Origin of the sequence: Actinomyces mediterranea (assembly GCF_900155595.1) — a bacterium.
Taxonomy (GTDB): Bacteria; Actinomycetota; Actinomycetes; order Actinomycetales; family Actinomycetaceae; genus Pauljensenia; species Pauljensenia mediterranea.
Genome location: NZ_FTPB01000004.1, coordinates 1,024,008 through 1,045,202, shown reverse-complemented (window position 1 = coordinate 1,045,202; position 21,195 = coordinate 1,024,008). Strand labels below are relative to the sequence as shown.

Genomic DNA, 21,195 nt, shown 5'->3' with positions numbered 1-21,195 from the left:
ATGGCGAGTGCCAGGCGATAAAGGTGATGAAGTCTTTCATGTTCTTCCGCAGGACGATAATGTTGCCGATGCTGAGTTGACACTTCTCGAAGTGGAGCCCTACCTGCTCGCGGTCTTCGAAGGTGGATTGACTAGCCCACGGTTCCTCGGATACGAAGAGGTCTCACCCGAGACACGAGGTCGTCTTGTGGAGGGTGTGACCGCGACTGGTAACCTCGCGACGATTGCGGGCAACGCAGCAAATGTCCTCGCTGAGAGTAAGGACCTCTACAGACTTTCCGCTGAAAGTGCCAAATTACTGAGATCCGGGGCGCAGATGGCCGTTAAGGACGGAAAGCACCTCGGAGCAATCTTCCAAGACGGAAAGCTCGTCGCACAGGCGCGCTTCATTCCTGCAACGGTTTCTACGGGGGCGGTTATTGCGGCACTCGGCCCGGCCGTTGCGATGATCGGGATGCAGATGCAGATGACGGAAATTTCGAATCTGCTGGAGAAGAACATTGCCGCGACCACTGAAGTCCTCGAAAAGATCCGAAGTGAGCAACTGGCGGAACTTAAAGGTCTCACTAAGAGCGTTGACAGTGCTTTCAACCAAGCTCGGAGAATAGGTGCGGTGACGGAGACAATCTGGGAGATGATCGCCCCGAGCGCTCCGCTGATTCGTAAACAATTTGAATTGTATCGTGGCAAGGTTGTCGAGCATTCGACTCAGCTGAAAAAGGCTGGATCCTCTGATCAGCGCAAGTACATTGTGCAGAGGGCCCAAGAAATCTATATCGATACGACGGCCCTACTCAAGGCCTTGAAGATGCAGATGACCTACGAGGCGCTGCGAGCTGAGAGATCTCGAGTCCGAGGACTGACTGATCCGGCTGAAGAACGAACCTTCAATGACATCCGTATGAACTCTCCGAAGGAGATCAAGGAAGCTCTTGAAGAGGTCCGTGCCGTCGCAAAGCCCCTCGTGCAGGAACTGAACATCATGCTGAACCTACGCCAACCGAGCGCTCTATGGCAAGGGAGAAGCAAGAGGGAAGGTCGTGTGGCCAAAGAGATGTGTACTCAACTGCTCGCCGGATTCGAAACACTACTGCCGGAGCACGAACAGAAGTCTCAACCGGCAACTCCAGACGTCGTATGCGCACCCGAGGGGCTTAACTTTGAACCGTACCTGGGCATCCTTCGGTGGCGTCTCGAAGATGGCGAGACACTTCGCACCCTTGCTTTCCCATACGAGGTGGGAGTTCACAACTTCACGGGAATCGTGCCGGGGCTTCTTTCTCGACGTGTGGATGCAACCTGGGATGCGCTCGTGTCGGGAAGGATCGGTGCTGTTGCTGAGAGACTCGCACCTAGCCTCTTCGTAGCGGTGACGGATCGGCGAATCCTCATTGAGAATCCGAGATATCTGCTGAACCAAGGTATATTTCGCTTAATCTACTCTCTCGATGAGGTGTGTCTTGTGCGTGTTTCTTCATCTGGGGAAACCTGCGAACACCCCACTATTAAAGTGTCGATAGGAGACAGCGATCTGCACTGGGTGTTCCCTAGCGCTGCCGCCAGCGAGGATGTCGATAACTTGGCCGCTGTCCTACGAGGGGGCGTATCCGACGCAGAGTCTGGCCAAGAAGTACAAGAAGTAATCGAAGCAGCCGGTCGGTCGAGCAGTATCCTCGAGTCCTGAAGTCAAACGCGGCGCGTTTGAACGACGTGTGCAACTCCTCCGGATATTTCCTCCGACTCATGACAGTGATCCTTCCCAACGAGCGTTGCCTCTATCAAACCCGGGGTTTGACACATCACCCAACGAGAAGAACGGCTGAGACATGTCCATTAAAGACCGACTCGCGGAGGCAGACCTCCTCTGGAAACACGGTCGACGCGAAGGAGCCCTGCTCAGTGTCCTTGTCGCTGTTGCCGTCACTGCCCGCATAACTTTCCCCGAGATCACCAGTATCGGGCGAGCTTCGAGGCATTCATGAAGACCACGCACGGTTGGACAATCGGGGTCGAATACCGAGGTGAACTTGTCGATCTCGACCACCTCTTCTACAAATAGCTGCGCTGCGAACTCGTCCGCACCGCCGCACTCCCGATCGACCTCCGCATAGAAGATCAACTTGGCCATCCAACCGCCACCTCCATCCGAGTCGGCGGAGCACCCGAATACACCGTGCTCCTCGGCCGAGGCTGGTACCACTTCCTCATCGACGCGGTCCGAAACGCCCCCGCCAACGCCGATATCGCCTGGAGCACAACAGCGCCGCTCTCTTCCCAGTAGCCCGCAATTCGCCCAATTCGAATACAAACTCCCCACCAGTACATGGGGTGCGGCGGGTGTAGGAGTCGGCGGGTGTGGGCGTTCACCTGCCGAGTGAGAGCGGAGGCGGGTGTGACGGTTTGATGCGAGTGATGTCAGCGGGTGACGGTTTCAGGTACCTGTTGAGGGCGGTCGCGGACGCCGGGGTGTAGGCACTGATTTGGGGGAGGCGCATCATCGGGCGGTTGTGGAGGTGGTTGCGTTCATGGAACGGGAGGTTGCAACCACCCGCACGGGCGCAGCCGCCGGGAACGGCGCGGTTGCACAGGTTGATGTCAACGGGTTGGTCGCGACCGCGTTCGACCATTTCGACTCCCGCGCCGGCGATCCCCGTCTCCGCACGCATGTGGTGATCAGCAATAAGGCCAAGACCGTCCTGGACAGCAAGTGTCGCAGCCTGGAGCGACGCCCGATGAACGCCGCCGTCGTCGCGTTTTCCGAGCTGCACGAGGCGGTGTTCGCCGACCACATGACCCGCACGTTCGGGGTGACATGTGACGAACGCGAGATGGGCCGCGACCGGAACCCGGCGTGGGCTATCTCGGGCGTGCCGGAGAATCTGGTGACCGAGTTCTCGGCACATCGACACCGAAACCAATCGGCTCATTGCGGCCTATGTCGAGGACCATGGGCGGCGGTAGTCCCCAGCGGTGGTCGTGAAACTGCGGGCGCAGGCGACGTTAACGACCCGACCGGAGAAGCAAGTCCGCTCGTTGGCGGAGCTGACCGCCGAGTGGTGCACCCGCGCCACTACGATCCTGGGCCGGGACGCGACCCTGTGGGCACGGGAGCTTACCAACAACGAGCAGCTGCTACTGCTCCGCGCCGACGATGTGCCACTCGATGTGATCGGCGATTTCGGCAGCCGCGTGGTGGAGACCGTCGGGGAGAAGCGTTCGATTTGGCGCCGCTGAAACCTCGTAGCGGAGGCGTCCCGGTAGACGATGGATTGGCAATTCGCCACCGTGCAGGACCGGGAAACGATCGTCGCGATGGTCGCCGATGCCGCCCAACACGCATCGCTCCGATTGACCCCACCAGACCTGGCTGCCTCTCTGTTGGTGTTCTGTCGGCCGGACGGCTTGACGGTATTCCAGCCGAAAGGCTCGACCGTGTTCTCCTCCAAGGTCCGAGGACCGGCTCCTGCAACGCGCCAATGACCTCACCGGACCAACGGTGACGTTGGAGACAGTCGAGAAGGCCACCCGCAAACCGGACCCGGATGGGCCGATACTCGGCGACGACCAAGCCGATGCCGTGACCCGCATCGCCGCATCCGGTTGCATGCTCGACGTCCTGGTCGGCTCCGTGGCGGCGGGCAAGACCACCGCCATGAGCGCGCTGCGTCGCGCCTGGGAAGCCGAACACGGGCCTGGTTCCGTCGTTGGTTTCGCCCCTCTGCGGACGCCGTCCAAGTGTTGGCCGACGACCTCGGGATCGCCACCGAGAACACCGCGAAATGGTGGCACAACCACCTCCTCCATGGCACCACCTTCCAGCCAGGGCAACTCGTCATCATTGACGAAGTCTCCCTCGCCGACACCCTCTCGCTGGACCGCATCACCTACCTCGCCCACACCGCCGGGGCGAAGGTGCTTGCTGGTCGGTGACTACGCTCAACTACAATCCGTGGACGTCGACGGCGCGCTCGCGATGATCACCAACGACCGGGCCGACACCCCAGAACTGGTCAACGTACATCGGTTCACCCATGCTTGGGAGAAGATCGCCTCACTCGCGTTGCGCCACGGACACCTCCACGTCATCGATACCTACCTCGACCAGCAGTGCATCACCGAGGGCGACCACGACACCATGACCGACGTCGCCTACACTGCGTGGCGGGCCGACCGCGACCAAGGCCTCGTCTCGGTGCTGATCGCCGAAACCCGCGAGAATGTCACCGCCCTCAACGTCCGCGCCCGTGCCGATTTCATCCTCGACAGCACGTTGAAGCCGGCCCCGTGGCCACTCTGTCAGACGGGTCGATGGCGGGGGTTGGTGACACGATCATCACCCGCCGTAACGATCGGCGGCTGCGGAACCGGCACGGCTGGGTCCGCAACGACCAAACCTGGACCATCAGCCAAGTTCGTGGCGACGGGTCGATCACGATTCGCTCACCCAGGGTCCGGTTCGACAACAGCATCGTCCTGCCCGCCGACTACGTGGCTGAGCACGTTGATCTCGGTTATGCAGTCACTGCCCACTGCGCCCGGGATATCACGACCGACACCGTGCATGTGCTGATGGAGCCAACGACCAAGCTGGAGAACCTGTATGTGGCGATGACGCGTGAGCAGGAGCCGAATCAGGCTTACGTCATCCTTGACTGTCCCGACGATCACGCCGCCTCGCATCCGGGCGACAATCCCGACGCCACCGTCCGTTCCGTCCTCGACGGCGTGCTCCAGCATTCGGGTGCTAAGCTGTTAGCGCCCGAGACCATCACCGCCGCAGCCCAACACGATCGCTGGACCACCCTCATCACCACCAGCGGCCTTACCACCGACCAAGCAGACGCCGTCATCGACTCCGACGCCTTCGACGCGTTGACCGCGGAGCTGCGCCGGGCCGAAGCCAACCACCACAACGTCGACACCCTCCTGCCACGCCTCATTAAGGCTCGCGGGTTCGCCGACGCCGACGACATCGCCTCCGTCATCCACTACCGCCCGACCCGCCGGATCAGGACGCACACGCCAGGCCCCGCGTCTCATCGCAGGGCTGATTCCCGAAGTCACTGGCCTTATGACCCCTGACATGCAGCAGGCCCTGGCGGAGCCGCCACCTCATTGAAACCCGAGCAGAAGCCGTCCTCTATACGGCCCTCCACACCCACGAGCCCTGGACCACGGCATTCGGTCCGATGCAGCCGACGGACGGGAGCGGCAGCAATGGCGACGCCGCGTACCATGACTGCTACCAGATCACCGACCCGGCACCGCTCAGCGCCCAGCCGGAAGGCACGACGCAGAAGATCGACCGGACTCGCGTCGAGTCCGCTCTACGGATGCTGCTTTGCGCCGGTGTCGAGAACGCCCAGACGGGGCTTGGACGGCGGATGGAGTGTCCGCTTCAACTCTGCTCAATTCTCTGTCGGCTTGCCTGAGGAGGCCGTTGACGAGCGGCAACACGAACCGGCGGGGAAGACTCCGACCGGGGGTGGACAGCTAAACTTGGTTGACAAGGTGGCGCAACCTTCTTAGGGCGACACCGTTCGGCCAAACGGGCAAATCAGCTACGGGAAGGGGCGCGCCCATGATCGACTCGGCATGGAAGAGCTGGTACCGAGCACAGCATGACCAGCGGTGCCTCGCTTCTGGTGATGCTTTCGAAGACTATGCCACGGCACTCTTGGCCCGTTTCCACACTGACTACCTGAATCCATCACCGATGGGCAAGCACGGCGACGGAGGTTGTGACGGGCTGGCTGACAACGGATCGATCCTATACGCCTGCTATGGGCAGAGAGCCACAACCGGCGTTGACCGGAAGACAAAAGAGAAGCTGGAGTCTGACTTCGCCAGAGGGATCGCTTGTTGGAGCGACTTCTCAACTTGGCGGTTTGTCACCAACGCCTCCTGTGGTCCTTTGCCGACTAAGAGTGTCCTAGCGCTGCGGAAGCAACATGCGCCTGGGACGCAACGTCCCATCACAATCGAGATCTGGCGGGCTGACGATCTGTGGTGGAAGGCCGCTGACAAACTAACTCCAGCGCAGCTGGATGAAATAATCCCAGGTGTCCCACATGCCGAGAACGTGAAGTTAGCCGATCTTGTGGATCTGATCCTCTCACTGGAGGATGTAGATGGAGACGGCCCCGACCATATCGAATCCATCCGTCCAGTGCCCTCCACCAAGATGGACTTCAATAATCTCCCGGAGACTACGAGGGCAGAGTTCAATGCGGGGAGACTCCTTTCGGCGCGCATTGACAAATGGTTCTCCCAACAGGCAGATCCTGGGTTGCGCGACGAGAAGGCTCAACGCTTCCGCGTCATCTACCAAGAGGCTCGACAGGCCACAAGGGACGTGCGCGAGATCGTTCGCCGAGTCTATGGGGCGCTTGGCGGCCAGGACTTTGATCTTTCCACGAAGAGGGCTAATGCCGTTTACGGCGTCACGGCATACTTCTTTGACTCATGCGACATCTTCGAGGAACCGCCTGCTGACAACGCTGGAGGCGAAGTGCGGCATGTTGCTACCAACTAAAGGCATCGAGCCTCAGCGCGCTCTGCTAACCATTGGGGCAAGCCTTATCTCTTTCTTGGACTCGCCTGCAACCGTGTCAGGGCTTTGGGAGCGGTTCTCGAAGTGCTCAAGTGAGGCTCGCGGAGACTCCAAGATCACCTTCGATTGGTTCGCTTTGGCATTGTCCATGCTGTTTGCGATTGATGCAGTTTCTTGGAATGAATCTGGGCAGTTGGTGAGGCATCGTGTTTCTACATGAACTGGGCTCGTCTGACTCACGCTTCAAACGACTGAGGTTTCACGATGGGATGAATATCTTACTCGCAGACAAAACCACCGAATCCACGTCCGGGGATAGCCGGAATGGAGCGGGCAAGACCAGTTTCGTTAAAATCATGCGCTACATTCTTGGGGGAAATATCGCCGATAGCCTCAAGGTTGAGGCATTGTCCGACCACTCATTCTGGGCAGAACTCGACTTCGGCAAAGCGGCAGAACCTAACCGAGTGGAACGGCCTGTTTCGCCGCAAACGAAGGTCTATGTTGATGGCGCTGTGACTAGCGTTGATGACTGGAAGCACGAACTCTCCGCCCTTTTGGGTATTCCCGATTCTGTCAGAAGGCCGACAGTGGGCCAGTTGTTTGGACAGCTTGCCCGCTATTACTTCGGTGATCCACTCAAGACTCATCGCGTCGAGTCCGATTGGGAGTCCGGCGCACGGATCGGCTTCTTTCTTGGGTTCTCCCCTGAGATCCTTGCGAAAGCAGACAAAGTAACAGCACTGGAGAAGAATCGAAAAGCACTTCGTAAAGCCATCTCTGAAGGTGCAATCGGGGCTATCACGCTCAGCGAGCCGGAACTGCGCGCCCGCTTGGCTCAGGCGCGTAAGAAGCGGTCTCGCTTGGAGTCCAATCTGTCGGGGTTTAGAGTCGACGAACAGTATGCCGACCACCAAGCGGATGCAGACAGTCTGACCCACGCAATCAGAGAGCTCAACGATGAGGGTCTCTCGCTTGAACGGCGGAAGCGCGACCTTGAGCTTGCAATGACAGAAGAGCGCCCCACAGTTGCAGGAATGGAGCTAGCCAAGCAGCTGGAGAGCATGTATGCGGAGATCGGTATCGTCTTGCCGGGAGCTGCAACCCACCGCTTCGCCGAGGTCGCTGAGTTTCATGCTTCGGTGGTGCGAAATCGGCAAATGTTCCTTCAAGCAGAGCTTCTGTCTGTGACTCAGCGCTTGACGGAGGTTAAATTGGAACGTCAGGCCCTCGATCAGCGACGCTCGAATGTCATGAATCTATTGAACGACTCAATGGCATTGGAAACGTTCCGAAACGCCGAACGAGAACTCACAGATCTGGATGCTCTTGTTGCGGATTTAGAGCGGAAACTCGAGCTTGTGCAGTCTGTCAGCGACACCGGTCTTCGCCTGCGTGCAATGATGTCCGAGGCCGAAGCCAACGTTCGAACTGAGATCGCAGACCGCGAGCTGCCTCTGGAATCGGCCATCGTCTTGTTTCAGCAACTCGGAGAAGAGATCTATAACGACCGCAACGTCTCTTTGCTGATTGAGGCCACGCCCAGGGGCGTACTGAAAGTTGTGCCGAAGATTGATGGCGATGCGTCAGCGGGGATTCTAGGTGTGAAGACCTTCTTGCTTGACATGGTGTGCACAGTTACAGGAATTCAACTCGGTCGCGCCCCGCGAATCCTGGTGCACGACAGCCAGTTGTTTGATTCGATGGACGATCGCCAAATTGCGTCTTGTCTCAACATTGGTGCTCGACTGGCAGATGAAGTTGGATTCCAGTACGTCGTGACACTCAACTCGGATCGTTTGGCAGCTGCTGAATCCGAAGGGTTCAAGCGGCGGAGCTACATCATTGATCCGGTGCTCACCGATGCAGGTGAAGAAGGCGGGCTGTTCGGGTTCCGCTTCATCTGACTGGAGTCTGGTGTAGGTTTTGGTGGCAGTGTAGGTTAGCTGGCGAGTGCGGGCATGGTGGTTTCCTGGCTGGTGGTGTCGGTGTCGGGTACGAGGCTCAGGCGGCAGCGGGTGAGGATGTCGAGGCCGAGGTAGCGGCGTCCTTCGGCCCATTCGTCGGTTTGTTCGGCCAGGACAGCTCCGACGAGACGAACGATCGCTGCGCGGTTGGGGAAGATGGCGACGGGGTCGGTGCGTCGGCGGATCTCGCGGTTCAACCGTTCGGTGGGGTTGTTCGACTAAAGCTGGTGCCAGACCTCGACCGGGAAACTGGTGAAAGCGAGGATGTCGGCTCTGGGGGCGTCGGGCTGGTCGTAAACCGAGTGGAGCATGGCCTTCACTGCTGGCCAGAGGCTTTTCGGGGTGATCACCATCAGGTTTGCTTGAGTAGTGAGTGCGGCAACGCTGCCACGATGCTCCCGGCAGGTTCGCCGCGACACTCTCTACGAGTCCTTGGTAGACGTCGGAGGTGACCAGCCGAACCCCGGTCAGCCCTCGGGCGACCAAGTCAGCGAAGAACTCGTTCCAGGCAGGGCCGGTCTCAGACGTGGCAACCCGCATGCCGAGGACTTCGCGGTGGCCATCAGCGTTGACCTCGACCGCGAGCATGACCACGGCGTTGACGACCGGGGCTTGTCGGTTCTTTTGTGTAAGTGGGTGTGGTGGGACAGGGCTTCGTGGGGGTGGGTGGTGTTCCACAGTGGGCCCACAGCCTATCGTGGCCCCAGTTCGACTGCTTTGGTGGATTCCCAGACGCGTTGGGAGTGGATGGGCTCGGCCCGTGTGCAGGCCGTTTGATGGTCCTTGGCCAAGGCGTTGTCGTAGCTGTCACCCGCGGTGCTGACCGAGGTTCACTCCCACGGCGTGGAGCGCGTGTGAGTACGCCAAAAAGAGATGTACTGGTGTCTGTCGCTATGGGTGGATCAGGGCCTCGGGGCCTGTTTAGTGGTTTGTGTAAGCCTTTCTGGGAGGTTTGGCACTGATGATCATGATTGATGAGAAGACCGCTGCTGGTGGTGTGGGTCGTAAGGTGGTGGAGGAGTTTGTGGCCTGTGGTGGCTTGGATGACCTGTTCGACAAGATCGATGTGGGCCAGGTCGAGCTCACAGGCGCCGATGGTCTGCTTCCGGCGCTGCTCAAAGACACCTTGGAGAGGGGGGCTTGCAGGCCGAGCTGACGGACCATCTGGGTTACGATAAGGGCGAGTGCACGCCGCGGGCGAGGGGAAACGCCCGCAACGGTATGAGCGTGAAGACGATGGACTTTGAGGTCGGTCCCCTTCGAGATCGAGATCCCCCGGGACCGCGCTGGCACGTTTATGCCCCGCCTGGTGCGCAAGGGGGCCAGCGTCGGCGTGGACGGGCTGGATGGCATGATCATCAGCCTGTACGCCGGCGGGATGACGGTGCGGGAGATCCGCCACCACCTGGACTCCACGCTCGGGGTGGACCTGTCCGCGGGGACGATCAGCAACATCACCGACGCAGTCGCCGACACCGTCCTGCAGTGGCGGAGCCGCCCGCTGGAGGAGTTCTACTCGGTGGTCTACCTCGACGCGATCCGCGTCAAGGTCTGTGACGGCGGACGCATGTCCAATAGGGCGGCCCATATTGCCGTGGGGGTCGACATGGAGGGTGTCACGCACGTCCTGGGGATTTGGGTGCAGGCTGACGAGGGCGCCTCGTTGTGGGCGGCCGTGTGCGCCGAGCTCGTCAACCGCGGCGTGCGGGATGTCCTGATCGTGTGCTGCGACGGGCTGACAGGCCTTGCTGAGGCCGTCGAGGCGACGTGGCCCGACTCCCTGGTCCAGACTTGCCTGGTCCACCTGATCCGCTCCTCGATGAGGTTCGTGTCCTATGGGGACTGCAAGAAGGTCGCCGCCGCCCTCACGCCCATCTACACGGTCGTCAACGAGGACGCAGCCCCAGGGGCTCTGGCCGACTTCGCGTCCTCGCCCCTAGGGGGTGCGCTATCCCGACGCCGTGGGGGCCTGGCAGAGGGCCTGGCAAAGATTCGTGCCGTTCCTAGCCTTCCCGCCGTGCGTCGCGTCATCTACACGACCAACTCGACCGAGTCGCTGAACTACCAACTGCGCAAGGTCACCAACAACCCCCGTCATTTCCCCAACGACGCCGCGGCCATCAAGCTGTTGTGGCTGGCAATCTGCAACATCGAGGACCGACGTACCGCCAAGCGGGCCAAAGAAGCTGACACGGCTGCCAACAAGCGCACAGCCAAGGCCCGCCTCATCCAAGCCAAGACCACCAACGACTGGAAACAAGCCCCCACCCAACTCACCGCCACCTACCCCGACCACATCAACCCCTACCTCTAACCACACCCACTTACACAAAAGAACCGACAAGCCCCGGTCGTCAACGCCGTGGTCATGCTCGCGGTCGAGGTCAACGCTGATGGCCACCGCGAAGTCCTCGGCATGCGGGTTGCCACGTCTGAGACCGGCCCTGCCTGGAACGAGTTCTTCGCTGACTTGGTCGCCCGAGGGCTGACCGGGGTTCGGCTGGTCACCTCCGACGTCTACCAAGGACTCGTAGAGAGTGTCGCGGCGAACCTGCCGGGAGCATCGTGGCAGCGTTGCCGCACTCACTACTCAAGCAAACCTGATGGTGATCACCCCGAAAAGCCTCTGGCCAGCAGTGAAGGCCATGCTCCACTCGGTTTACGACCAGCCCGACGCCCCCAGAGCCGACATCCTCGCTTTCACCAGTTTCCCGGTCGAGGTCTGGCACCAGCTTTAGTCGAACAACCCCACCGAACGGTTGAACCGCGAGATCCGCCGACGCACCGACCCCGTCGCCATCTTCCCCAACCGCGCAGCGATCGTTCGTCTCGTCGGAGCTGTCCTGGCCGAACAAACCGACGAATGGGCCGAAGGACGCCGCTACCTCGGCCTCGACATCCTCACCCGCTGCCGCCTGAGCCTCGTACCCGACACCGACACCACCAGCCAGGAAACCACCATGCCCGCACTCGCCAGCTAACCCCACCTCCAGGATCACTAACCATTACACCACTCAACAAGACTTGACCGACCAACGCTAGAGCGTCTGTGCGCGAAGCCAGGAGACTATTGTGAAACGGCGTGGCAGCGCGTAGGAAACAGCGAGCTCCGATACCGTACGAGTGAGCGGCCGCGAGGATGGCCGCCTGACATAAGGAGAGCGATCGCATGGTGGTGCGGTACATGGGGACGAAGCGCCATATGGCCAACCCCGTCCGTGACACGATTGCGAGCCTCGCGAGCCAAGGTAGGGCAGTTGACCTGTTCTCGGGTATGGGGAGCGTCGCGGAGAGTCTGCGCGACACGACATCGGTAGTAACAAACGATGCACTCAGCTTTACGGCCTCTATTTCGCGCGCTCGATTCACAGCGCTCCGGCGATCTGCGGATGCAGTGTCTACGGTTTCCAGATTGCAGCCGATATTCAAATCTCGTTACGCTGAACTTGAGGTAAAATATGCTGACCAATTAGCTGCCGAAGATTCTGCCATTACGGGCGATCGTAGTGCGTTGAAATCGTATATGCAGCACGCAAAGCATGTCGTCAACTCCGCGTCCCATAGGCGCGCCGCACGTGCTGCCGCAGTGTCAAGTACCAGTCATCATTACGAACTTGCTTCTCTATATTTTTCAGCAGGATACTTGAGTTTGCGCCAAGCGATCGAAGTGGATTCGATCCGAGCAGCGATTGATGGCGACGACCACCTTGATGACCGGGATTGGCTCCTAGGCGCTTGGATCTCGGCAACCTCAGTACTGATCAATGCGCCGGGACATACGGCCCAATACCTTCGTCCAAATTCCGACTCAGCGCATGCACGTATCGTTCGTATCTGGGGGCGCTCGGTGTGGGATGAGTTTGCCGAAGCGTTGCGTGCCGTGTCGCTTGTTGGATCCGAAGAATGGAGATCTGGAAACTCGGTGTACGTTGGCGATGCGCTTGATCTAGTGAGTGCCGGTCAGCTCGACGATATCGGAGTTGTCTACGCTGATCCTCCATATACGAAAGATCAGTACAGCCGCTATTACCACGTGTATGAAACGCTCTATAGATATGACTATCCGGACGCCAGTGGGGTGGGGCGCAATCGCTCAGACCGTTTTACAACCGGATTCTCGTTGAAGAGCGCAGTCGTATCCTCATTCCACGATCTTTGTCGGAACGTCGCCAGAATGCGAGTGCCGCTTGTGGTCAGTTACCCTTCCGCTGGACTGCTAGCAGCATGTGACCTCACCGTTGCCGACATCGCAGGCGAGTATTTTGCGGAAGTGGACACGTTGTCATTCAATGCAAACCACTCGACAATGGGTGGATCAACAGGAACATCTAAGAAACTGGCAACGGAGAACCTCTATGTCTGCACACTCTGAGGAAGCTGTTACGCCGACCGACCGTGTAGCAGTCGAACAGTCACTCAACTCAACTGCTGAGCTGCGCGAGCTAAGGATCTCGGACATCGTGCCGAATAATGCCAATCCCCGGCTTGACTTTCCTCAAGATGAACTTGATCGCCTCACGGGGTCAATTGACCAGGAAGGCGTACTTGTCCCTATCGTTGTCTACCCACGGAATGACAAGTATGTTCTCGTGGACGGTGAGCGCCGCTACCGTTGTTCGCGGGATCTAGGGCATGTGACGATCCCTGCCCTCATCACGAAGGAGCGCAGCGAGCGCGAAGTGCTCCAACAGATGTTCAATATTCATCTGATCCGGGAGCCTTGGCGTGACATTCCTACAGCCAAAGCGCTGCAACGCCTCGCGAAAGAGATCGAGAAACTGGAAGGGCGCGAAGCCAATGACTCCGAGTTGCGAGATCTTACGGGGCTCTCAATGGAACGAGTTCGGCAGTTGCGGTATATCGTGACCCTGCCTGATGAGTGGCAGAACTATATTCGTGAAGAAACGATCCCGCTGAACTTCTTCTGGGAGTTGAAGAAGAATGTCGTCGATGTCCTTAGGAGAAAGCGGCCGGCAATCTTGAAAGAGTTCGGCGAAGATAAGGTGAGTGCGGCATTCGTTCAGAAGAGACTCGATCATGTCATTACTGACACGGTGAGTTTGCGTAAAGTTTCGCCGATCATTAGGTTTGCAGCCCAAGATGCCGAAGAGAACGGCACTGGCGAATCAACTATTGATGCGTCTATTCGCGATCTCATCGAAAAGTCGGACGTAACCATTGACGATGCCTACGAGGACACTGTCCAAATGATGGTCGAAGTAGATAGACTTGGTCGCCGTACTTCGTCAATGATTGCTGTGTTCAGTCGACTCCTCTCGCAGACCGCTGGCACCGCAGACAACGATGAGGTTAAGCGATTGGGACATGATCTGATTGCCCAGTTGACTGCACTCCTCAATGCCGATGCGACATCCGCCTGAGTCAAAGGAATTCGACATGGAGGACATTTTGGGCGATCCGGCTGTCGGCAAGCGGGTAGATTATCGAGATATTGAGTCGACCATCGCTGCGATTTGCGCATCGGCGGATGGAGGAGATTGGGAGCGTGATGTTGAGGTAACTCTGGGCAGCAAGAAATGGCGCCCATCTGCTGTATCTAATGATCGGAAGCGCCTCCTCTATGTCTTCCTTCAGGAGGAGCTCCCTCGGTTCGTGAAGGATCGCCTTCTGCTCGCCGTCCCGTGTGATATTGCTGTGACCGTGGCTCTTCCAATTGCCGCTCTCTTTAAACCGGACGTCACCAACTTCCTCGTGAGCATCGAAGCCGAAGTGCTGGTGGTCGATGATTACGTTGACTATCGACAACTCAAGCCTCGAAATATTCTGATTGCCCTAACGGATATCGGTGTACCTTTGTCTCCGGAGTCCCGACGTGAGATTGGCCGAAGTGCCTGGGCGAAAGTTGGAGAGGGAACATCCCAAGAGCGTGGTCGACGCTTGGAGGCTCTGCTCGTATTTCTGTTCGCGCAGGTCAACGATCTGAGAGTGGTTGAACGGAACTATAGAACGGAGACAGAAGAGATCGACCTTGTTCTTCAGATCGACAATTTTAGCCCTCGTGTGTGGCAAAAGTCGGGCGTGCCCTTCATGTTGGTTGAGGCGAAAAATCGAGCGGAGAAGGCCTCGCAGCAGATGATGTCTGTTCTACTAACCAAGCTTCAGACGAAACGAGGTACTTCGCGAATTGCTTTCCTTGTCTCTCTCGCTGGATTTACCGAAGATGCAAGACTCCAGGAGCTCCGGTTCTCTACTCAAGATATGTGTGTCGTAATGATCGATCGCGAGGGGCTCGAATCGCTCATTGAAGCAGACGACCTCGACGACGCTCTGGAGACCATGGTCAGTCACGCCCTGATGCGGTGACGATCTTTTTCCTGACTTGGATCTCTCTAGTAACCAGGTAGGTGGTTGAGGATGGAGTGGGCGTCGGGCTCGGGGGAGGGCAGTGCGGTGAACACGATGGTCAGATGGGCCTCGATCGATTCGCGGGCGTGGTGGAACACGGCTCGGACGGCGAGGTCGGTCTTAGCCATGCGGAAGGACTGTTCCACCTGACTCGTGCCACCGGGGTGTGTCATTTGGATCGCCGTGAATGGCGTTCAGAAGGGCGGCGGTTTCGGGCGGAATGGGGTGTGCTGCCTGGTGTTCGTGGCCACCGATCCGGACCGTGATTTCTTGTAGGGGCGCAGGGTTTTGAGGCTCTTCGCAGTTAGGATTGACTCCTGTAACTTTGGTGGGTTTTGCTTATTCGGTGCATGTTTGTGCTGGTCAGGGTGTGTGATGATGCTGGTTTAGATCACTTATTCGGGTCGTGGGATCGGGGTGTGAGCCCTTTCGTCTGCAAAGTCTGCAACGGTGGCGGCACTGCTGTGCAGATTGTAGAAAAGGTGGGGCGGACGAACCGGCTGATCGAGCATGTCGGCACGGCTCATAGTGAGGCTGAGCTAGCCACTCTTGTTGAGGTCGCGCAGGAGCGTTTTCATCCGGATCAGGGGGTGTTGGATGTTTTTGACACCGGGGCACCGGGAGCAGAGCTGATCACGGGGAAGCGGTCGCGCTGGCTGTGGGAGATTCTGGAATCCGCGTACGCGCGTCTCGGGTTCGATGAGCTCGTCGATAAGGCATTCAGGGAGTTTGCCCGGATTATCGAGCGGTCGTTGAAGCAGGACGTGGTGTGTGTCCTGGGTGAGGTGGGGGTCGAGTGTTCGAGCGTCCGTACTTCAACGCCCTCCAGCGGGCGAATAGGGATGATTATCGGGGTCGGGTCGCGCGCGTGGTTCGCCCATGCTACCTCGGGTGGGGGCCTGTCGTTGGTCTTATACGACGTGACGACACTCTAGTTTCGAGGCGGAGAAGGAAGACGAGTTGCGCAAGGTCGGATATTCGAAGGGACGGCGGGTGGATCCGCAGGTTGTGGTTGGCCTCCTCGTGGAGAGGGTCGGCTTTCCTTTGGAGGTGTCGTGTTGGGAGGGGACACGGCCGAGACGAAGATACTGATCTCCTACCATTGACGCTTTCCAGACTCGCCACGAGGTTGCGGACATGGTGGTGGTCGCTGACGCCGCGGTGATGAGCGCCTCGAACCTGGGTGACCTGGATGCGGCGGGCCTACGGTTCATCGTCGGGGCGGCGCCTCGCCAAGGCCCCCGGGGACCTGGCCTCCCGCTTCTATTGGCACAGGGACCCCTTTGCTGACGGGCAGGTGATCGACACTTTGATCCCACGCCACGCGAACGCCGCACCAGAGAACACCGTCACGGTCCGCGCCGAGCCGGTGTAGGACCCGGACGCCACCCCGCGCTCATGGCGGACGGTATGGGCGTATTCCGCTAAGCGAGCCGCCCGTGACATGCGGACCCTGGCCGCCCAGGAGGACAAAGCACGGGCCGTGGTCGCCGGCCAAAAACGGGCAAAATCCGGCTCTTGTGACTGATCTGTAGGTGGTGGGGCGGGTCTAGGTGGGAGCATGCTGTTTTCTGGTCTGCGTTTTTGGCTTGTTGAAGGTCAGTTACGAGATGCGGAGAACGGCGTGCGGGAAGCAAGTTTATGGTGTGGGGTCCTCGGAGTCGATGAGGATACGATTGTTGAGGACACGGATTTCGACTTGGTTAAGTGGGCGCTGGTTGTTCGTGTGCGGGTTTCCGGGTGCCTTAAACCCCGGTGTGGTTTATGCGGGGCGCGGGTTCCGTTGTATGGCTAGGGGGAGGAACGACGCCGGTGGGGGGGGGATTGGATTTGGGAACGATCCGAGTTTGGGTCGAAGCTGGCGCGCCGTGTGTGAGATGCTCCGACCATGGGGTGATTGTCGCCTAGGTGCCTTGGGCTCGTCACGGCGCTGGTTACGCGAGGTTCTTCGACTTTGAGGTCGCTTGGCTGGCGACCGTGACATCGAAGTCGGCAGTGTGTCAGTTGAGGCGTATCGCTTGGCGTGCGGTCGGATTCATTGTCTTTAGGGTGTGGGTCGATACCGCAAAGGGTGTGGACTTCTTCGCGGGCCTAGGCTGTATCGGCGTTGACGAGATCAGTTACAAGAAGGGGGTCATAAGTATTTGACCGTGGTCGTATGCCACGATACGGGATGCTTGGTGTGGATGGTTCCCGGGCGCACCACAAAGACCCTAGAGTCCTTCTTCACCCAGCTCGAAGCATCCCAGACGGGCAGGTGTGCCACGATCACCCATGTCAGCGCAGACGGCGCCCGATGGATTGACGAGGTCGTCAAGAAACGCTGCTCGAACGCCCTGTGATGCGTTGACCCGTTCTACGTCGTCGAATGGGCCACCGACGCGCTCGACGAAGTACGCCGCCCAGCATGGAACCAAGCTCGAAAGGCAGCCAAGAATGAGCCCAAACGCCCCTGAGGCAGGTCCGCTAAGAACGCACCAGCCCGGCCCGCCACCGAGACGGCCAAAGCGCTGAAGAACTGCCGGTATGCCCTGTGGAAGAACCCCGAAGACCTCACCAGTAACCAGCAGACCAAACTCGCCGGGATCGCGCGCACCGACCCCAAGCTGTACCGGGCCTACCTGCTCAAAGAAGGCCTACGCGTCATCTTCACCCTCGACCACGCACACGCTCAAACAGCCCTAGATCGCTGGTTAGCATGGGCAAGCCGGTGCCGAATCCGACAATTCGTCGACCTAGGACGCGCCATCCGACACTACAAACCCCGCATCCTGGCCGTCATCGAACATCACCTGAGCAACGGGCGCATCGAATCCATCAACACCAAAATCCGACTCATCACCCGCATCGCCTACGGATTCCACAACACCGACCACCTCGCCACCTTCGCCCTACTCACCCTCGGCGGACACCACCCACCCCACCTAGACCCGCCCCTGACCCACGGAAACAACAGAAGGCCCAAAATCCCCGCGCTTTGTCACCACCATCCGCTCCGGCGTCCGCATCGACGAGAAAACCCTCGCCAGAGCCCGTTCCTTAGTCGGGTTGAAAGGCTACGTCACCAACATCAAAGCCAGCATGATGTCCGTCAATGAGGTCATCGCCAGCTACCACGACCTGTGGCACGCCGAGCAGCACTTCCGCATGTTCAAACCGACCTACGAGTCCGCCTGATCTTCCACCACACCAGGGACGCAATCGAAGCGCACCTCACTGTGGTCATGGCGGCCCTGGCCGTCGCCCGCTACTTCCAAGACGCCACCGGCATGAACATCAAGAAGATCATCCGAACTCTACGCCCGCTCCAAGACGTCACCATCCTCATCAACGGAAACCGTTTAACCACCGCACCTCAGTTCGATCCCGCTGTCCAAACAATCATCGTGGCGCTGGCACACTAAAGAGGTCCAACTCGGGTCGAAGTGCAAGGAGACCTCGGTCGGGGGCCTAGCTGTCAGCGTCGTCGAGTGTTGACGCTCGCGTGTCGACGGGCGAGGGCGGAGCTCGGACCTGGATTCAGCTAATAACCGTCATACTCATCAAACAAGGAAAGCTCTTCAGGATCAATCACTCTCTTCAGACTACTGACAACTTCAACATTCACGATCGGAGTCTCCTCCACGATCTTGCGCGCATCAGAGTTAAGCCAGTCGACATTCCACAACCTATATGCGTCTTTCTTGGAGCGCGTCGGACAATGATAACAGAGCCTCTTGACATAGGAAGATTTCTTATTTCGAGAAATCAACAGTCTTTGAATCCAAAGATCGAGCATCTCTGTGTTCAATACTGATCTCATTCGATTCTTAATTCGATCGAGCCATACTTCCTCGTCAACATTGCGCATATCGATGAGTCGTGAGAATAGACTCGCTCCATGTGGATATAGCCGCGGATTTCGAGCGATGAGATCCAAAGCGAGCGCCATTACAACCTCTGCTACTTTTGAATCATCAGCGGGAACACTGCGATCATTGAGATTTTCTCACCGGGGGTGGGGTGCGTGCTCGGCCTGGTCGTTGGGATGCTGGGGGAAGGTGTGTGTCGTGTGGGGGTGCATGCGGGGAGTACGACCAGGATGGGTTCTGATCAAAGAATCTTCCCTGAAGGTATGAGGTCCCCGCGTGCTGTCCTATCGTGCCACCCTCAATGTGTCTGTCGTCCGCTACCGTGCCCGCCGTGATGCTGCTGCGCTGGCGTATCAACGCCACCGGTGTGGCGCCCCTGCCCCGCGACGCACGCGTGTCCCCAGCGACCGCCCACAGGTACCTGACGAGGCCCTCCAGGTCGTCGCAAGCCGCGCTCCGCAGCTGTCCGATGTCCTGCGGGGCCTGAAGGACTAGGGGCGAGCCGTTCGTGTACCTGGACGGCACCCTCATCCGCACCGACCGCGTCGCAACCCGCAACCCGGGCACCGGCCACCACCTGTGGTACTCAGGCAAGCACAAGGCGTTCGGGGGCAACATCGAGGTCCTGACCGACCACACCGGGTTCCCTGTGTAGGTCTCACCCGTCGACCCGGGATCAACCCATGACCTGAGCGCCGCGCGCGCCCACGTGCTGTCCGCCCTGCACAAGGCCGCCTCCCAAGGGGCTGAAAACCTTGGCAGACAAGAGCTACACCGGCATCGGCATCGGCGTGCTCACACCCGTCAAAGGCACTAAACCCTGCCCCGACGATGCCACCTCCAACCACCTCCACACCACCTCTGCGCTCCCCGGCCAAAAGAGCCAACGCCATGCTCAAACACATCAAAGCCCTCCAACACATCACCCCTTGACCCACAGGCCATCACCCACATCACCACCACAACCCCGGTCATCATCAATCTCAACAAAAACCCCTGACGAGAAAGACTCAATATGCTAGAATTAATCTAGCGTTAGCGATTCAATTAGCGATCATCGATTTAATATAGGAGACACAGATGGAGACAATCTGTCAAATCTGCGGTTCGCCCGTCTCTACCGTTTTGGTAAGGACCGGCCGTTCGATTGCGGATTCATATGAACCTTATCAGCCAGTGCCACGCTGCTCGAATTCGTCCTGCGAATCTAATGATGTGACTCTCGCGTGCAGGCCGAGCCCGATCTAACTGTACTGATCGGGGAGGTTGGTCAACCTCGTGATGGGCGTGCGCCTTGGCGGCGGTGTGGGGTCGACGGTGATTGTAGAAGTGAATTTTAGTCACAGGGCCTCTCGATGCTCGGTTTCTGAGCGGTAATGGCGGGCATCAGCCCCAGCCGTCGGCCAGGGTGGAGGAGACGTTCGATCTTGCCATTGCTCTGGGACCCGTACGGACGGATGCGCTTGGCCGCGATACCTCGGGCGATGCAGACGAGCGTCCACGCACGCGACCTGTAGGCCGAGCCATTGCCTGATATGACCTGATCTCTGCGGATGTCGCATACTGCGTACCAGCCCACAGCTCGCTTGAACACTCCGACGGTGGTCTGGCCCCTCTCATAGTTAAGGAACTCGGAGCACACCACGCAGGAATGAACGTCAATCACCGAGCGGACGTAGACGTAGCCCATTTTGGGACTAAAACGTGTCTCTTGGACTTGTCGAGGGGTGCCCCGATTGCAGCCCCTTGGGCTCGCCAACGAACCGCTATCCTCCGCCGTCGGGGATCCGGCTTAGCTTCTTCACGTCGGTATGGACCAGCGAGCCAGGATGATCATGCTCGTAATGGACCGCGGTTGTCTTCGACGCTTGGATCACCTGGCCAGTGATCGGGTCCAGATCAGTCGGCGGCGGCATGCCGTGACGATGCCAGATCCGGTTCACTGTCCTTGCCGGAACACCAGTCATCGCAGCAATCCAGTCTTGCCCGACACGTTCGCGCAACCGGGTCGCTACCACCAGTTCCTCGACTTCGGCAGGTGTCTGCGACGGGCACGACAACGGACGCGAGGACCGATCACGAAGACCTTGCTCACCCAGTTGGCGGTGACGGTTTATCCAGCGATGCGCGCACTGGCGCGAGACGCCCTGGGCCTTTGCCGCATGAGCAACCGCCCAGCCCTCGACAATGACTCGGCGCACGAGCAGCCCACGCCCATGAAAAGTCAGACGGGCCTTAGAGTGTAACAAGAGGACCTCCGGTATTCACGTGTGAATGTTGACAATCCACACCCCACCCGAAGGTCCTCCCCTTTCGTCAAAAGCCAGTGTCACCAACGTCCTGGCCGAGTACAACTAGACCGAGTTCGTCAAGGCGGGTGAACGTGGTCAGGTCGGGCAATGCGAAGGTAGCCTGGGACACGTCGAAGTCTTTCGGATGGGCAGTCTGACAACTTCCA

Annotated in this window: 16 protein-coding genes and 7 pseudogenes; 19 read left to right on the top strand and 4 right to left on the bottom strand. The window is 59.0% G+C overall.

Annotated features, from left to right (window positions below):
- Nucleotides 1–7 precede the first annotated feature (7 nt).
- The 9 genes and pseudogenes from BQ7471_RS08755 to BQ7471_RS08705 all read left to right on the top strand — a co-directional run bounded on the left by BQ7471_RS08755 (nucleotide 8) and on the right by BQ7471_RS08705 (nucleotide 8,460).
- On the top strand, nucleotides 8–1,684 hold the full coding sequence (locus BQ7471_RS08755) for a hypothetical protein (RefSeq protein ID WP_076465621.1): 1,677 nt from the start codon (nucleotides 8–10) through the stop codon (nucleotides 1,682–1,684).
- Between the two features lie 796 nt (nucleotides 1,685–2,480).
- Nucleotides 2,481–2,897 (top strand): annotated as a pseudogene (locus tag BQ7471_RS11960) (relaxase domain-containing protein); the annotation flags it as partial.
- Nucleotides 2,898–2,970: 73 nt separating this feature from the next.
- On the top strand, nucleotides 2,971–3,234 hold the full coding sequence (locus BQ7471_RS11720; RefSeq protein ID WP_235821285.1) for a hypothetical protein: 264 nt from the start codon (nucleotides 2,971–2,973) through the stop codon (nucleotides 3,232–3,234).
- 370 nt (nucleotides 3,235–3,604) lie between these two features.
- A pseudogene (locus BQ7471_RS11955) lies at nucleotides 3,605–3,930 on the top strand (AAA family ATPase).
- A gap of 43 nt (nucleotides 3,931–3,973) precedes the next feature.
- Nucleotides 3,974–4,066 (top strand): annotated as a pseudogene (locus BQ7471_RS11710) (hypothetical protein); the annotation flags it as partial.
- Between the two features lie 218 nt (nucleotides 4,067–4,284).
- Nucleotides 4,285–5,082: a hypothetical protein gene (locus BQ7471_RS11705; protein ID WP_235821324.1), complete on the top strand. Its 798-nt coding sequence runs from the start codon at nucleotides 4,285–4,287 to the stop codon at nucleotides 5,080–5,082.
- Nucleotides 5,083–5,581: 499 nt separating this feature from the next.
- Entirely contained in the window at nucleotides 5,582–6,535 is a 954-nt protein-coding gene (locus BQ7471_RS08715) for an ABC-three component system protein (RefSeq protein WP_235821284.1), read from the top strand.
- Nucleotides 6,429–6,773, top strand: a complete 345-nt coding sequence (locus BQ7471_RS11835; RefSeq protein WP_328586649.1) for an ABC-three component system middle component 6 — start codon at nucleotides 6,429–6,431, stop codon at nucleotides 6,771–6,773. Before BQ7471_RS08715 ends, BQ7471_RS11835 begins: the two co-directional genes overlap by 107 nt.
- 49 nt (nucleotides 6,774–6,822) lie before the next feature.
- Nucleotides 6,823–8,460 (top strand): ABC-three component system protein, encoded by a 1,638-nt coding sequence (locus tag BQ7471_RS08705; protein WP_235821283.1) that lies wholly within the window; start codon nucleotides 6,823–6,825, stop codon nucleotides 8,458–8,460.
- A 35-nt stretch (nucleotides 8,461–8,495) separates the two neighbouring features.
- Here BQ7471_RS08705 and BQ7471_RS08700 read toward each other — a convergent pair.
- Nucleotides 8,496–9,291 (bottom strand): annotated as a pseudogene (locus tag BQ7471_RS08700) (transposase); the annotation flags it as partial.
- Nucleotides 9,292–9,481: 190 nt separating this feature from the next.
- On the opposite strand from BQ7471_RS08700, the gene BQ7471_RS08695 reads away from it, so the two are divergent.
- The 6 genes and pseudogenes from BQ7471_RS08695 (at nucleotide 9,482) to BQ7471_RS08670 (ending at nucleotide 14,844) form a co-directional block, all read left to right on the top strand.
- A complete protein-coding gene (locus BQ7471_RS08695) occupies nucleotides 9,482–9,676 on the top strand; it encodes a hypothetical protein (RefSeq protein ID WP_076465608.1) in 195 nt (64 codons plus the stop codon).
- A gap of 87 nt (nucleotides 9,677–9,763) precedes the next feature.
- Complete coding sequence (locus tag BQ7471_RS08690) at nucleotides 9,764–10,834, top strand: IS256 family transposase (protein WP_076465607.1); 1,071 nt, start codon at nucleotides 9,764–9,766, stop codon at nucleotides 10,832–10,834.
- A 36-nt stretch (nucleotides 10,835–10,870) separates the two neighbouring features.
- Nucleotides 10,871–11,501 (top strand): annotated as a pseudogene (locus BQ7471_RS08685) (transposase); the annotation flags it as partial.
- 188 nt (nucleotides 11,502–11,689) lie between these two features.
- Nucleotides 11,690–12,892: a DNA adenine methylase gene (locus tag BQ7471_RS08680; RefSeq protein ID WP_076465605.1), complete on the top strand. Its 1,203-nt coding sequence runs from the start codon at nucleotides 11,690–11,692 to the stop codon at nucleotides 12,890–12,892.
- The gene (locus BQ7471_RS08675; RefSeq protein WP_083663336.1) at nucleotides 12,876–13,901 is read left to right on the top strand and encodes a ParB/RepB/Spo0J family partition protein; all 1,026 of its coding nucleotides are present in this window, start codon (nucleotides 12,876–12,878) and stop codon (nucleotides 13,899–13,901) included. The genes BQ7471_RS08680 and BQ7471_RS08675 overlap by 17 nt, the downstream gene beginning before the upstream one ends.
- A 16-nt stretch (nucleotides 13,902–13,917) precedes the next feature.
- Nucleotides 13,918–14,844, top strand: a complete 927-nt coding sequence (locus tag BQ7471_RS08670; protein WP_235821282.1) for a PDDEXK family nuclease — start codon at nucleotides 13,918–13,920, stop codon at nucleotides 14,842–14,844.
- A gap of 26 nt (nucleotides 14,845–14,870) precedes the next feature.
- On the opposite strand, the gene BQ7471_RS11210 is transcribed toward BQ7471_RS08670, so the two are convergent.
- The gene (locus BQ7471_RS11210) at nucleotides 14,871–15,014 is read right to left on the bottom strand and encodes a hypothetical protein (RefSeq protein ID WP_162493633.1); all 144 of its coding nucleotides are present in this window, start codon (nucleotides 15,012–15,014) and stop codon (nucleotides 14,871–14,873) included.
- 291 nt (nucleotides 15,015–15,305) lie between these two features.
- Here BQ7471_RS11210 and BQ7471_RS08660 point away from each other — a divergent pair, with 291 nt between their 5' ends.
- The 4 genes and pseudogenes from BQ7471_RS08660 (at nucleotide 15,306) to BQ7471_RS11370 (ending at nucleotide 19,392) form a co-directional block, all read left to right on the top strand.
- Nucleotides 15,306–15,821 carry a hypothetical protein gene (locus BQ7471_RS08660; RefSeq protein ID WP_076465602.1) on the top strand — a complete coding sequence of 172 codons (516 nt, stop codon included), beginning with the start codon at nucleotides 15,306–15,308 and terminating at the stop codon, nucleotides 15,819–15,821.
- Nucleotides 15,822–16,510: 689 nt separating this feature from the next.
- A pseudogene (locus BQ7471_RS10870) lies at nucleotides 16,511–17,804 on the top strand (ISL3 family transposase); the annotation flags it as partial.
- A 43-nt stretch (nucleotides 17,805–17,847) separates the two neighbouring features.
- Nucleotides 17,848–18,290, top strand: a pseudogene (locus BQ7471_RS11995) (IS1634 family transposase); the annotation flags it as partial.
- Nucleotides 18,291–19,245: 955 nt separating this feature from the next.
- Nucleotides 19,246–19,392 (top strand): hypothetical protein, encoded by a 147-nt coding sequence (locus tag BQ7471_RS11370; RefSeq protein ID WP_159438532.1) that lies wholly within the window; start codon nucleotides 19,246–19,248, stop codon nucleotides 19,390–19,392.
- A gap of 681 nt (nucleotides 19,393–20,073) precedes the next feature.
- On the opposite strand, the gene BQ7471_RS10860 is transcribed toward BQ7471_RS11370, so the two are convergent.
- Together BQ7471_RS10860 and BQ7471_RS10855 are read right to left on the bottom strand one after the other, a co-directional pair.
- Nucleotides 20,074–20,427, bottom strand: coding sequence for a DDE-type integrase/transposase/recombinase (locus BQ7471_RS10860; RefSeq protein ID WP_083663333.1), 354 nt, complete (start codon nucleotides 20,425–20,427; stop codon nucleotides 20,074–20,076).
- Nucleotides 20,428–20,503: 76 nt separating this feature from the next.
- Complete coding sequence (locus tag BQ7471_RS10855) at nucleotides 20,504–20,986, bottom strand: leucine zipper domain-containing protein (RefSeq protein WP_159438531.1); 483 nt, start codon at nucleotides 20,984–20,986, stop codon at nucleotides 20,504–20,506.
- Nucleotides 20,987–21,195 lie beyond the last annotated feature (209 nt).